Raw genomic sequence first — 13,075 nt, forward strand, 5'->3', positions numbered from 1 at the left:
AGAAGTAGAAATCTTCTTGATGGACTCAAAATCAGCCACGGGAATTGAAGAAGCAGAACTAGATGAAATGTGAAGTGGAGCTTTGTAGGGAAAAAGAAGAATAATCGATGGCTGTGGCACGTCAGAGAGTCACATTTTTATGGTTTCCCATGAGAGCATGTTCAGGATTTTCACATAAAGCATCATAGTTAAAAAAGGTTAATAACTGTTTCATTTTTTTGAGATTATTACTTAATGAAATTTACATTTTCTTCAGTATTAGCTTAACATAAGTTTCAAAGCCCAAAATTCTTTCTTTATATCTGTGAAGAAACGATCAAATAGGAGATGAAACGTGAACTTCATCTAAGTCCTCAATCTATTCAGCAACGCCAACAAAAGATAAGCTCTTAGGTGCAAACCTCTGTGCTCTGATTACAACACCAACCCTATCGTCGCTCAATTTATTCACATATTCCCAAACAATCTCTTTGTCACGATTGACTTCTAATATCCGCCCACCTGTTGACTCAGTAATCAGAATATTGCCATTAGGTAGAGGTTGTTGACTTCCGCGAAATTTAGCGTGCAAGGGGCTGTCTTTTGTTCCAGCATACTCCCAAACAATCTCTTGTGTTTTAGGATCGAGTTCTATAATTCTTGTAGCTCCTACTTCAGAGTTCACTTTTCCCCAATTATCGAAAATGAGGATATTACCATTAGGAAGTAGGTCAGGATCGTGTTGTTGAGAAAACATGTCTCTAGTCAACCACTTAACAAGCTTTGTTTGTCGATCTATAATTGCTATCGCGTTAATGTTGCGTACTGAAACCATCAAGTCCCCAGGCTCAACTTTGGGATGATATTTCGCCCATTCTTCTGTAATTAGTTCAACATCATTCAAATGAGTCGGATCAAAATCGCCAGATGCGTGTTTTGGACTTGTGAAACTTCTATCAAAGCTCCAACTATAGTCCGAATTAGCAAATGCCTCCAAAAGTGAAATTTCCTCTAAAAACTCTCCATCTGGAGATGCAATGATAACCACATCTTTGAGGATTGGTTTCTTCCAAAAGTTAACTGATACTGGTGAGTTAGGAAGAATTCTAGGCCTTAGGTATCGTTGTATACGATTACCTTTGTCTTGCAATAAGTACATACCCGGAACATAGAAAAGACCATCATTGCCAAGATGTACATCGTGATGCGTACACTTTGGCAATGACCAGACAACATTGGAGTTTAGATCCAACTTCACAAGTCCACCACAATATGGTCTACCATTATCTATAAATGTAGCTACAAGCTCTCCATTGGGGAGTAATTGAGTTCCTTGCCAACAAGTCCATTCATCACCAAATTGCTTGTCTAAGAAAGGCGCTTTCTTACCCCATACATCGCTGTACTTAATGTACCACTCTTGGATAAGATTACCCTCCATATCAATAAGGAGGTTTGTACATTTTTGACCATCATAAGCTGTAAAAAGCGTATAACCCTGATAGGATTTGTTTCTATCAAAAACTGTTACTCCACCATTTTTATCTTTTAAATTACTTCTTAAAGGAAATGTATGTAATTTTTTTGGATCGGGGGTAGATGATTGTTGGTTAACTAATGCCTCTACTCCTTGTCTTGCCTTCTTAAAAAAAGAATAAGGGAAAATTTTATATTCAACTATAATAACGCCACATAAGAAGGCTATAAATGCAGTTCCCATTACAAAGGAAAAGATGGGAATGTTATCTTTGGGAACATTGTCTTTCATAGGGCAAACACCCACTAAGGATTAGTCAATAAAATGATTTTAACTGAAAAGTTAACTAATCACAAGGAGAGATTGATTTTTTTGCTGAAAATGCTAAAGTTCTGTTGTCTGCCAAAAACTCAAGTTTTGATTTTTCCCTGCAACTACTACAGCAGCAATATAATTAGATTCAGGAATAAACTGATATAAATACCAACGGGAAGCTTTTTGAAAATCTCAATTAATACTAATAAAAGGCAATTTTTTTATAAATAGGTTATAGTAAGGAGTAGGGTAGAATTTCATACAATTTTCCTTTCTCCTTACTCCCGAAGGAGGGATTATATAACTATATTTAAGTCTCTATCCCTACCTCCTTACTCTTCCATATCTTCTACGTCTATATCTTCTGTTTCTTTCATATCTTCTGCATCTATATCTTCCATATCTTCTACGTCTATATCTTCTATTTCCTCTATTTCTTCTGTTTCTGTTGCCGGAACTAAAGCCACTTCTGCTATGCTATCTGCGTCATCTAATTTTTGTACCCTTACTCCTGTAGCACTACGAGATTGAATCGAAATAGCATTAACTGCTTGACGAATAATAATTCCGCGAGTAGTAATCATGATTAATTCTTCAGTTTCGTTGACTATTCTTAAAGAAGCTAATTGATCTTGTTTCCGTTTTTTCTTCTTAAACTTAGTAGCAATACGACCTTTGCCACCTCTGTTTTGTAAGGTAAATTGAGAAACTGGTACCCGCTTTCCATAACCGCCAGTAGTAATAACTAATGCCCATGGACCACTATTATTAGCTGATGTAGTTTCTTCAGTTTCTTCCTCTTCTATTTCTAGTTCTAATTCTGCTTCTTCTAGTTCTAATTCTTCTTCATCAAGATCAGCAATTTTATCCACAATTGAACTGGGTAAAATATCCATACTAATTAACTCATCACCCTCGATCAGTTTCATAGATTTTACCCCTCTAGTATTACGACCCAAAGAACGCAATTGCTTATTATCTGTTCTAAAGTGAATTGCCATCCCAGAACTAGAAGCAATAATCACACTATCGTCAACTTTCGCTCTTCTCACCCATCTCAATTGGTCTCCTTCAGCAAGAGAAATAGCGATTAATCCATTAGAGCGAATATTAGAAAATGCGGATAAAGGTGTTTTTTTAATATATCCACCTTTGGTCAACATCACTAAAAATTCGTCATCAGTGAATTCTGAAACTGCCACTATAGAAGTTACCTTTTCATCTCGTGGAATAGGTAACATTTGTACCACTGGTACGCCCCGTGCTATACGAGAACCGATAGGAATTTGATAAGCATTTAGACAATACACAACACCTCTTTGAGTAAAGAATAAAATACTATCATGGTCACAACAACTGAGAAAATGTTCAACTCCATCATCATCTTTCATTTTCGTACCAGACTTACCACGAGTTGCTCGACTTTGAGCCTCAAAAGTATCAACTGGCATCCGTTTAATATAGCCTTGTTCTGTTAGTAAAATAATTGCTTTTTCATTGGCAATTAAATCTGTATCATCTAGCTCACCCTCTGCTAATTCAATGATAGTTCTTCTCGGAGTAGCATAACGTTCTTTTATTTCTAAAGCTTCAGTTTCAATAATTTCTAGAATCCGTTCCCGTTTAGCTAATATATCTTGCAAATCGGCAATTTTTAGCAGTAATTCTTCATGTTCTTGTTCAATTTTTTGTGCTTCTAATGCTGTTAATCTTCTTAACTGCATTTGTAAAATGGCATCTGATTGTACTTCAGATAAACCATGATTTTCAATTAATTCTTGTTTAGCAGTAGGAGTATCTGCCGCTTGACGAATTAATTGAATAATTGCATCTAGATTATCTAAAGCAATTAGTAAACCTTGTAATAAATGGTCTCTTTCTTCAGCTTTTCGGAGTTCGTATTGAGTCCTTCTTGTAATAGTTTCTATCCGAAAATCTAGGAATACTTCGAGATATTTTTTCAGCGTTAGTAACTGGGGTTCTGAATTTACTAATGCTAAAATATTAGCTCCAAAATTTGCTTGTAGAGTGGTTTGTTTATAAAGATTATTAAGTACAACTCTAGGATAAGCATCTCGTTTGAGTTCGATGACTACACGCATTCCGTCGCGATCGCTTTCATCCCTAATATCAGAAATGCCATCAATTTTTTTATCATTAACCAGTTCAGCAATTTTTTCAATTAAAGCTGCTTTATTAGTTTGGTAAGGTAACTCCGTGACAATAATAGCTTCTTTGTCAGGACGACCGCGCTGTTCGAGGGTTTCTATAGTGGCGACACCCCGCATAGTTATAGAACCACGACCAAGTGTATAAGCATCGCGGATACCAGATTTTCCCAGAATTTGAGCACCTGTAGGAAAGTCAGGACCCGGAATGTAGTGCATTAACTCAGTATCAGTTATTTCTGGGTTTTCGATCAGCGCTAGCAAACCATCAATAAGCTCCCCCAAATTGTGGGGAGGAATATTAGTTGCCATTCCCACTGCGATACCAGACGAACCATTGAGGAATAGTTGAGGAATACGAGAGGGGAGTGCCAACGGTTCCTGTTGAGAGCCATCAAAGTTATCAACAAAATCTACTGTTTCTGCATCAATATCCCGCAACATAGCATCGGAAGTGAGTGCTTGTAGACGACACTCTGTGTAACGCATAGCCGCAGGAGGGTCATTGTCTACAGAACCAAAATTACCGTGACCTTGGATGAGGGGCGATCGCATTGAAAAATCCTGAGCCATTCGCACCAAAGCATCATAAACTGCCGTATCGCCGTGGGGATGATACTTACCCAGCACTTCTCCTACCACACGAGCGCATTTACGGAAAGGGCGGTCTGCTGTTAACCCTAATTCGTTCATAGCATAGAGTATGCGACGATGCACGGGTTTAAGACCATCCCTAGTATCTGGTAATGCCCTACCTACGATCACGCTCATGGCGTATTCTAGGTATGATTGGGACATTTCATTACGGAGATCGGTTGGTACAATTCGTGACTCAGAAGTAGTCATATAATGAAAAAACTCCGTTAAATATATAATTAATTAGCAAAAAACCGAAAAAATTGGATTTCGTCCGATTAAGTTCTGTGTATTTGCAAAATTATGCTGTTTACGTCTATAATTATAGCATATTTCGTGTCTATTTTTGAGTTTATTTTCTCAAAAACATCTCAGTATTTTCAGTTCGATTTAAAGTTCAAATATTGGTATAATTACATTCAAGAAGGAAGAAGCGGTGCGACCCCGCGTCGGCGACAGACACAAGCGGTCAAGGGATGGCGCAGGTTTCCTGCGCCATATCCAATCGACCAAGAGAGGGAATGCGCACCAACAGAGCAAGAAGGAAAAAGGAAAAAATGGATGGGGATAGTCAACGACTTATAGCCCCAACAAATTGTAAACACCGTGTAGACAGCGGGTTATTAAACCCAAAAGAAAAAGATAAAAAGTTTCATTTCCGGGGACACAATCTAATATCTAAAATTAACTTATGATTTCTGTTATTTATTCCGATGAATTTCTCGAACACAAAACTGGTATGCTACACCCAGAGCGACCAGAACGTTTAACTGCTATTGTCAAAACTCTCAAGACTTTCCCTCACAATGGCCAATTGCAATGGCGATCGCCTACCCCGGTGCAACAACGTCATTCATCATTGATGACACTACTAGAAAAAGTTCACTCTCGCAGTCATATTCAAGCAGTAGCAGAAATAGCGAACCAAGGTGGCGGTTATTTGGATGGAGATACACCAGTTTCTGCCAAAAGTTATGATGTGGCATTGTTAGCAGTAAGTGCTTGGTTAGATGGAGTCGATCTAGTGTTAACAAATGCAAATCCAGCGTTTGTATTGGCAAGACCCCCTGGACATCACGCTGAAAGTCAACGGGGAATGGGATTTTGCTTATTTTCCAATGCAGCGATCGCAGCTCATTATGCTCTAGAGAAACCAGGTATTAACAAAGTCGCCATTTTAGACTGGGATGTACATCATGGTAATGGTACTCAAGAAATTGTAGAAAAATACGAAAATATAGCCTACTGCTCCCTCCATCAATCTCCCTGTTATCCTGGCACTGGCTATGCTGACGAACATGGTTCCCACAATAATGTACTAAATTTACCCATGTCACCAGGTACCACAATGGCGATCTATCAACCCACATTCGAGCAAAAAGTTGTACCATTTTTAGCTAGCTTTCAACCAGATTTATTGATTGTTAGTGCTGGCTATGATGCTAACCATGACGACCCATTAGCAGGTATTGCTCTACAACCAGAAGACTATGGAGAATTTACAAAATATTGTTTGCAAATAACCCGCAAAATCTTATTTGGTTTAGAAGGTGGTTATGACCTACCTAGCTTATCTCAATCAGTAGTAGCAACAATTGAACGTTGTTTGTAGAGGATTTATATCAATATTACAACTTAAATTCAGTAAATTTAAGTTCTGCATCATTGCTAGATGATTTATAATTAAAGAGAAAATCTTAGGGGGTGCGCTCGCGCTCCTAAATACAATGACAATTAACTGCATAAAATATCTGGAAAATGATATTGAAAAATTACCATCTAAGGAGCAACAAAAACTATTAATATAGCAGAAGTAAGAACCGAATAACTGAAAAATTTAGCGTTGTCTAAGTTTTAAGCTTTTGATATATCTGTGCCCTTTCCTTCCACTGCTATACAGGAAATGTAGCAGTCAATTTGTAGGATTTTATTGTCAAGTTTGCTATAAAAAAAATCCAAATTGTTTAAAAATTTAATTAAATGGTAGCGAGTTTAGAAAAATTGAAAGAGTGACAAATATTAATCATAATACATTAATAATGATGGTAATAAATATCGAATAAAAGTTTTAAAATAATTCTTATAAACATGAAATGCTATACTAATAATATAGCACTTTATCCAATCGCTTGGATTTATTAAAAATTGAAAACCAAGTAGTATTAGAAACAGATTCCATGCCTCTTAGCTTATTTATTTTATAGTTTTTTATTCCAACCAATCAAGCCCGCATATAACATCTCCATCATCAAGAATTGTGTTATGAAAGAAAGCTCCTATCCGAGGGTAAAAGTTCTTAGCACCTTTGAAATTAGCGTTCGCTAAGATAGGATTTTCCGTTGCAAATCCCATACATTCTGCTCCCTCAAATTCAGTACCACTGAGAATAGCTCCTGCGGCATCAGCAAAGATGAGGTCTGCTCCAGTCAAATCTGATCTAGTCAAATCTGCACCTCTAAGGTTAGCCGAATAGCTCTTAAGAAACCTTTTCTCAGATTAGCTCCACTTAAGTCAGCACCAGTCAAATTAGCATATTCCAGTTTGCCACCTGTCCAATCTGCCTTCAAAATATCGAGTTCCTGAAAATCTCTTTCTCCGAGAGCGTAGCGTCGCCGTAATTCTTCCGCGCCCATAATTTTCTTACAAGTCAATCAATTTAATTCTCTGGATAGTTTATATAAAATACGTTAATTTTTGCTACATTTTCTTGGGAGTAGGGAGTAGGGAGTAGGGAGTAGGGAGTAGGGAGTAGGGAAATCAGGAATAATATATCTCGACTTCATGGCTATAATCCTTCATTCGCACTACTAAATCCAACTTATTACTTAATAAATGAAGTTATCAATAACCATAGCATTATTTTTTGTATTTCATATTACCAAGCAACAGTTCTCAGTCTTTTTCTCAGACATTATAACTATGACTTTATTACTCCTGTGGATGATGCAATCAAACTGGAAAATTGGGAGGAGCATTGACTTAATCAACGAATAACGATATAATACGTATTTAAGCACACCATTAGACAGGCTGCGCTCAATCTCCATGAAATCCATTAGAACCAAACTCAAATTAAATAATAAACAAAAAACGCTCTTTGCACAACACGCAGGTTATAGTAGATGGTGCTACAACTGGGGTTTAAGTTTATGGAATGCTGCTTACACAGATGGTTACAAGCCAAACCCTCGTAGACTGAGAGAGGTTTTTACTAATCACACCAAACCCCTCTACCCCTGGATGAAAAACTTGTCGTCTAAAGTTTACCAATATGCTTTCCGAAACTTGGGTGAAGCATTTAAGAGGTTCTTTCAAGGTCTAGGTAAACGCCCACGGTTTAAGAAGAAAGGTAAGTCTGATTCTTTTCCAACGGAGATGCTTCCCTACGGGATGCTACGCAAACGCAAACACAATTGATAATTCTGGAAAACCAGTGGAATTAAACGGATGGAGTCATAAATTACCTTTTATTGGTTGGGTTAAGACTTATGAGCCAATTGAGGCGACTACTCAAAAAATAACCATTAGTAGACAAGCGGGCGATTGGTACTTAAGCTGTAGCTATGAGTTCACTCCTAATCTAACACGAAAGACGACTGAAGTTGTAGGTGTCGTAGTTAATAAATAGCAAGTATGATCCTTACCATAAGCTAGGGTCAGAAATTATGTTAATCTAGTAGCGATCGCTCAATTGAAGAAAGAAAAGAATACATCCTAAATGGAGGCATTCTTAGGTCCGTAGAGCATAAAAGTACCCCGGGGCGTAGGAAAAGACAAACATCAGAAAGGCCAATTTTTAGTATAAATGGACAACTTGATTCAGGAAATGCCAGTGAAATAGGCACAATACTCCCTTACTTTACTTTAAAGGTGAAGAGTATGTCAAAATCAGCAATATAACTATGGGCATCAAACAGATATTTCAAACCTAATGTTTGAAATCCAGCGGCAGCTTAGGGCCAGTTAACTAGCAGAAATCTGTGTAGTGATTTCTCTCCTAGCTGCTAAGGCCAAATCTACCGCCTATATGTAATACTTAAGTAACACAAAAGCGTAGCACCTAACAAGAGAGTTAAATTATGAAAAAAGACCTCACTAATTATCGTAATTTCGGCATCTTCGCCCACGTTGATGCAGGCAAAACCACCACAACCGAAAGAATCCTGAAACTAACCGGAAAAATCCATAAAATCGGTGAGGTCCACGAAGGTGCAGCAACAACAGACTTTATGGAACAGGAGCAAGAGCGGGGTATTACAATTCAATCCGCTGCCACAAGCTGCTTCTGGAAAGACCACCAGTTAAATATTATTGATACTCCTGGCCACGTTGACTTTACCATCGAGGTATATCGTTCTCTCAAAGTTCTTGATGGTGGCATAGGCGTTTTCTGTGCCTCTGGTGGTGTGGAACCCCAGTCTGAAACAAACTGGCGCTATGCCAACGATTCTAAAGTTGCTCGGATTATATATGTAAACAAACTTGACCGGACCGGAGCTGATTTCTACAGGGTTGTGAAGCAGGTTGAAGATATACTTGCGGCCAAGCCATTAGTAATGGTATTGCCCATTGGTATTGAGAATGATTTTGTGGGAGTAGTCGATCTACTAACCCGCAAAGCATGGGTATGGGATGATTCTGGAGACCCAACCAAATATGAAATTAAAGATGTTCCAGAGAACATGGTTGATGATGTAGAGACATATCGGGAAGTATTGGTCGAAACTGCTGTTGAACAAGACGATGATGTAATGGAAAAGTATCTGGAAGGAGAAGAGCCAGATATTGAGACTCTCAAGAACTGCATCCGTAAGGGAACCAATGAGTTGGCTTTCTTCCCTACCTACTGTGGCTCATCTTTCAAGAATAAGGGCGTGCAGTTGGTACTAGATGCGGTAGTTGATTATCTACCTAACCCGACTGAAGTTAAACCACAACCAGAGATCGATCTAGAGGGTAATGAGACTGGTAATTTAGCCTATGTTGACCCTGAGAAGCCTCTGCGTGCTTTGGCCTTCAAGATTATGGATGACAAATATGGTGCTTTGACTTTTACTCGCATCTATTCTGGTATGTTGTCCAAAGGTGACACAGTGCTGAATACTTTTACAGGTAAAACTGAGCGGGTTGGACGTTTGGTAGAAATGCACGCTGACTCTCGCGAAGAAATTGAATCAGCTCAAGCTGGTGATATTGTTGCTATCGTTGGTATGAAGAATGTTCAAACTGGCCATACTCTCTGTGACCCCAAAAACCCTGCAACTTTAGAACCAATGGTGTTCCCCGATCCAGTAATTTCAATTGCTGTGGCACCGAAAGACAAAGGTTCTGTGGAAAAACTGGGCATGGCATTGAGCAAGATGGTCGCCGAAGACCCGTCTTTCCGAGTTGAGACAGACGCGGAAAGTAATGAAACTATTATCAAGGGTATGGGTGAATTGCATTTAGATATCAAGGTTGATATTCTGAAGCGGACTTATGGGGTTGATGTGGAAGTTGGTAAGCCACAGGTAGCTTATCGCGAGTCTATTACTAAGCGTCTTGAAGATAGTTATACTCACAAGAAGCAGTCTGGTGGTTCAGGTCAATTTGCTAAGATTGACTATATTTTTGAGCCAGCTGAAGCAGGTGAAGGTTTCCAATTCGAGTCGAAAGTGACTGGTGGAAATGTGCCCAGAGAATTTTGGCCAGCGGTGCAAAAGGGTTTTGAAAGTAGCTTTGAAAAGGGTATGTTAGCTGGTTTCCCTTGTGTGGATATGAAGTTTACCTTGACAGATGGTGCTTTTCACCCGGTTGACTCCTCGGCGATCGCCTTTGAAATTGCTGCTAAGGCGGCCTATCGGCAGTCTTTTTCTAAAGCTGCTCCTCAGTTACTTGAACCGATTATGAAGGTTGATGCGTTTACCCCTGACGATCATGTTGGTGATGTAATTGGAGACCTCAACCGCCGTCGAGGAATGATTAAGTCTCAAGATTCATCGCCTATGGGTACTCGTATTAAGGCAGATGTGCCATTGAGTGAGATGTTTGGTTATATTGGTGATTTACGGACTATGACTTCTGGTAGAGGTCAGTTTTCAATGGAGTTTTCCCATTATGCACCTTGCCCTGCGAATGTGGCGGAGGTAGTAATTAAGGAAGCGAAAGAGCGCCAAGAAGCTAAGAAATAGTTAGGTCTGGTATATAGAACCCATTTGAGTTCTATTTAAAAATAAAAGGGCAGATGGGGAGATGGGGTGTATTGAAGTATTTTCAATTATTGCTTCTATCCCACTCCCGACTCCATAAAAACTATTGAACCTACCAAGGGTTTTATGAGTTTAGAAGACAGCTAGAATATAAGTGTCAATGGTACAATTGTGAGCTAGTCGTAGTTGACAGATTTTTTCCATCATCAAAAACTTGCAGTAGGTGTGGTTATGTTCAAACAGAGTTTCTGCTTTCTTTTAGGTGGTGTTTCGCAAACATAAAAAACGACGGGAGTAAAGTTCCCGGAAGATTTATCCCCTGGTTGAATAACGACGCGCGGGTAATAAAGTGGACTCAAAGTCTGTTATAATGATCGGAATATGAGTAAGAACAAGGTTTGTGGCCATGACAAGATCGCGCTTTGCGGTGAGATTCCGGCGGACAGGAGACGGGGAATTAATTTCTTACGATAGCTGTTTGCGTAGCATTCCGCAGGAAAAGCAAGTAATGCAGCACTCAGCAGCTATTTATTGCTCCAATAGACTTGCCGCGAAATAAAACCTTAAAGTGAAATGGAAAATCCTGGCTTTTCACTGATTAAACTATGCTGCCATCAGGTAAAAATTCCAGAGTCCAGCAGCAGTGAACATGAAGCGATCGTCGCGCATCTTTGATGTGATTTCGATATAATCCTCTAGCTGCATTATATCTCTTTACCCCAGATATTGTATGTTCACATTTGACGCGATACTGCTGACGCAACGCTCCGCGAACGCTACTTTTTTCTTTATTGAGATGTTTTTGTTGGTCAGTTAATTCCTTCCCTCGAGGTTTTTTTGTGGGTATTTTGATGTTGACAAATTCCTTCTTTATCCGCTGGAAACCCAAATCTACATGAATTTTCACTTCATCAGGTACAAAATCCACCAATTTTTCTTCATCTAACTGCCGAATGCCCATGAACCTTGCCCTCTCTTGCTTTCGATAGGAGGAGGACTCTTTTATCTGAGTCTGTCATTATCAGATGTTTACGAGTATGGCACTTTTTTTTACCTGAGTAATGATTTTTCTGCTTTTGGTGTTCTTTTGGACGCTGGATTGGCCGTTCTGTACCATCGATCATCACCTCTGTGGCAGATGGAAACCTGGTAATGAATTCTTCAATGCTCTGTAACTTACGTTTTGGCAAGGCCATTTTCTGCCCTAAAGCACTCTAAGCGCAATGGCTGTAGTCTTAACATCCAATGGTGTGCTCTGCTGCGGTGTAAATCAAACAATACTCCTGCCACATCAAAGGTAGGGTAGCACTTAAAGTTGAACTTGATAAAAAATAACTTGTATGAAGCTTGTAGCAATCGCGCTTTTCTTCCTCCTCCCAGAGCTCGGAGTCTTGGTTTTTGGGTATTGGCGTTCGCGGAGCGTGGCGTCAGCCGTATCGCTTCCAATTCAAGTTGGACACAAAAAGCTTGTAATAATTCATCGAATGCCTTACGGTTTAGTCCAGTCAATGCCCTTAATAAGCGGTCTTCTTTTAGCACCCGATTGATATCTAACATTGTCCCATTTCAAACACCCTACTAACTCTATACTTTACCTTATAAAGCGACAAGTCTAATATCTTGAGTAAAACCACTCTGAAAGTAAGCTCACAGCTAAATTTTTGATTTACGCCCAGGAGTCTAGAAGTCTGCCCTTCAGGCTTTAAGCAAATGCGGATTTATGAGGGGCTGCGTGCGGAAGTAAATTCCGCACTTTAAACGCCCCGTCCCATTTCCGGTGGACTAACCACAGAATCCAGGGTGTTTCAACCCCTGGAGATGTCAAATAGGAGGTAATACTTTTCATGTCAGCGACAACCAAAAACGCTATACAAAATTAAACTGGTCTGAATTTAAAACTAGCTCGGTATGGTTTTGTATTTGAGCTATCAATTCTGGTTGATTCTGATTCGCTATAGAAAATATTTGTGTATGTTGTTGATTTTGGCTCAGTTGTAGTTGATAGTCATCGGCATTTCCGTGTAATTGAATCCGGTCGCGGTTTGGCTCAAAGTCATAAATAACTGCTAGGTCTTCAGCACCTGTGGTATTTGTTTGACCATCATTGTAATAAACTGAATCTTCATCTCCTAAGACGAAGATATCTGTTCCTCTGTTACCCCAGATGTCATCGACTTCTCCTCTACCGGGAGTATTACTATCAGGATTGACACCTATTAATAAATCATTTCCTTGACGACCTGTAATTTGGTCATTTCCTTCATTGCCAATGAGGGTATCATTTTGATGAGTGCCGATAATTTCTTCGTCTT

General features: G+C 39.2%; 12 protein-coding genes and 2 pseudogenes. 6 read left to right on the forward strand and 8 right to left on the reverse strand.

Going from position 1 to position 13,075, the window contains the following annotated elements; all coding sequences use genetic code 11:
* Positions 1 to 358: 358 nt before the first annotated feature.
* On the reverse strand, positions 359 to 1,747 hold the full coding sequence (locus F6K23_RS03345) for an arylsulfotransferase family protein (RefSeq protein WP_293150535.1): 1,389 nt from the start codon (positions 1,745 to 1,747) through the stop codon (positions 359 to 361).
* Positions 1,748 to 2,103: 356 nt separating this feature from the next.
* Positions 2,104 to 4,785 (reverse strand): DNA topoisomerase (ATP-hydrolyzing) subunit A, encoded by a 2,682-nt coding sequence (gene gyrA, locus F6K23_RS03350; RefSeq protein ID WP_293150538.1) that lies wholly within the window; start codon positions 4,783 to 4,785, stop codon positions 2,104 to 2,106.
* Positions 4,786 to 4,911: 126 nt separating this feature from the next.
* On the opposite strand from gyrA, the gene F6K23_RS03355 reads away from it, so the two are divergent.
* Positions 4,912 to 5,160: a hypothetical protein gene (locus tag F6K23_RS03355; protein ID WP_293150541.1), complete on the forward strand. Its 249-nt coding sequence runs from the start codon at positions 4,912 to 4,914 to the stop codon at positions 5,158 to 5,160.
* A 106-nt stretch (positions 5,161 to 5,266) separates the two neighbouring features.
* On the forward strand, positions 5,267 to 6,187 hold the full coding sequence (locus tag F6K23_RS03360) for a histone deacetylase (RefSeq protein ID WP_293150544.1): 921 nt from the start codon (positions 5,267 to 5,269) through the stop codon (positions 6,185 to 6,187).
* Positions 6,188 to 6,783: 596 nt separating this feature from the next.
* Here the strand turns inward: F6K23_RS03360 and F6K23_RS03365 are convergent.
* Both F6K23_RS03365 and F6K23_RS03370 read right to left on the reverse strand, forming a co-directional pair.
* Positions 6,784 to 7,020, reverse strand: coding sequence for a pentapeptide repeat-containing protein (locus tag F6K23_RS03365; RefSeq protein ID WP_293150547.1), 237 nt, complete (start codon positions 7,018 to 7,020; stop codon positions 6,784 to 6,786).
* The gene (locus tag F6K23_RS03370; RefSeq protein ID WP_293150550.1) at positions 7,017 to 7,226 is read right to left on the reverse strand and encodes a pentapeptide repeat-containing protein; all 210 of its coding nucleotides are present in this window, start codon (positions 7,224 to 7,226) and stop codon (positions 7,017 to 7,019) included. Before F6K23_RS03370 ends, F6K23_RS03365 begins: the two co-directional genes overlap by 4 nt.
* Before the next feature lie 394 nt (positions 7,227 to 7,620).
* On the opposite strand from F6K23_RS03370, the gene F6K23_RS03375 reads away from it, so the two are divergent.
* The 4 genes and pseudogenes from F6K23_RS03375 to F6K23_RS42780 all read left to right on the forward strand — a co-directional run.
* The gene (locus F6K23_RS03375) at positions 7,621 to 7,992 is read left to right on the forward strand and encodes a helix-turn-helix domain-containing protein (RefSeq protein WP_293150553.1); all 372 of its coding nucleotides are present in this window, start codon (positions 7,621 to 7,623) and stop codon (positions 7,990 to 7,992) included.
* A gap of 16 nt (positions 7,993 to 8,008) precedes the next feature.
* Positions 8,009 to 8,203, forward strand: a complete 195-nt coding sequence (locus F6K23_RS03380; RefSeq protein WP_293150556.1) for a hypothetical protein — start codon at positions 8,009 to 8,011, stop codon at positions 8,201 to 8,203.
* Between the two features lie 451 nt (positions 8,204 to 8,654).
* Positions 8,655 to 10,745 (forward strand): elongation factor G, encoded by a 2,091-nt coding sequence (fusA, locus tag F6K23_RS03385; RefSeq protein WP_293150559.1) that lies wholly within the window; start codon positions 8,655 to 8,657, stop codon positions 10,743 to 10,745.
* Positions 10,746 to 10,897: 152 nt separating this feature from the next.
* Positions 10,898 to 11,134: pseudogene (locus tag F6K23_RS42780) on the forward strand (zinc ribbon domain-containing protein); the annotation flags it as partial.
* A gap of 227 nt (positions 11,135 to 11,361) precedes the next feature.
* On the opposite strand, the gene F6K23_RS03395 reads toward F6K23_RS42780, so the two are convergent.
* The 4 genes and pseudogenes from F6K23_RS03395 to F6K23_RS03410 all read right to left on the reverse strand — a co-directional run.
* A complete protein-coding gene (locus tag F6K23_RS03395) occupies positions 11,362 to 11,724 on the reverse strand; it encodes a hypothetical protein (protein WP_293150562.1) in 363 nt (120 codons plus the stop codon).
* Positions 11,702 to 11,959 carry a transposase family protein gene (locus tag F6K23_RS03400; protein WP_367267602.1) on the reverse strand — a complete coding sequence of 86 codons (258 nt, stop codon included), beginning with the start codon at positions 11,957 to 11,959 and terminating at the stop codon, positions 11,702 to 11,704. The genes F6K23_RS03395 and F6K23_RS03400 overlap by 23 nt, the downstream gene beginning before the upstream one ends.
* Positions 11,940 to 12,320: a transposase family protein gene (locus F6K23_RS03405; RefSeq protein WP_293150565.1), complete on the reverse strand. Its 381-nt coding sequence runs from the start codon at positions 12,318 to 12,320 to the stop codon at positions 11,940 to 11,942. The genes F6K23_RS03400 and F6K23_RS03405 overlap by 20 nt, the downstream gene beginning before the upstream one ends.
* A gap of 309 nt (positions 12,321 to 12,629) precedes the next feature.
* A pseudogene (locus F6K23_RS03410) lies at positions 12,630 to 13,075 on the reverse strand (calcium-binding protein); the annotation flags it as partial.

This window comes from Okeania sp. SIO2C9 (assembly GCF_010672455.1).
Lineage (GTDB): Bacteria > Cyanobacteriota > Cyanobacteriia > Cyanobacteriales > Microcoleaceae > Okeania.

What these genes read in the sequence shown, in the direction of transcription:
- F6K23_RS03395 (WP_293150562.1), bottom strand. Translation starts at nt 11,724, where the DNA reads ATGGGCATTCGGCAGTTAGATGAAGAAAAATTGGTGGATTTTGTACCT.
- F6K23_RS03375 (WP_293150553.1), top strand. Translation starts at nt 7,621, where the DNA reads ATGAAATCCATTAGAACCAAACTCAAATTAAATAATAAACAAAAAACG.
- gyrA (WP_293150538.1), bottom strand. Translation starts at nt 4,785, where the DNA reads ATGACTACTTCTGAGTCACGAATTGTACCAACCGATCTCCGTAATGAA.
- F6K23_RS03400 (WP_367267602.1), bottom strand. Translation starts at nt 11,959, where the DNA reads ATGGCCTTGCCAAAACGTAAGTTACAGAGCATTGAAGAATTCATTACC.
- F6K23_RS03360 (WP_293150544.1), top strand. Translation starts at nt 5,267, where the DNA reads ATGATTTCTGTTATTTATTCCGATGAATTTCTCGAACACAAAACTGGT.
- F6K23_RS03405 (WP_293150565.1), bottom strand. Translation starts at nt 12,320, where the DNA reads ATGTTAGATATCAATCGGGTGCTAAAAGAAGACCGCTTATTAAGGGCA.
- F6K23_RS03345 (WP_293150535.1), bottom strand. Translation starts at nt 1,747, where the DNA reads ATGAAAGACAATGTTCCCAAAGATAACATTCCCATCTTTTCCTTTGTA.
- fusA (WP_293150559.1), top strand. Translation starts at nt 8,655, where the DNA reads ATGAAAAAAGACCTCACTAATTATCGTAATTTCGGCATCTTCGCCCAC.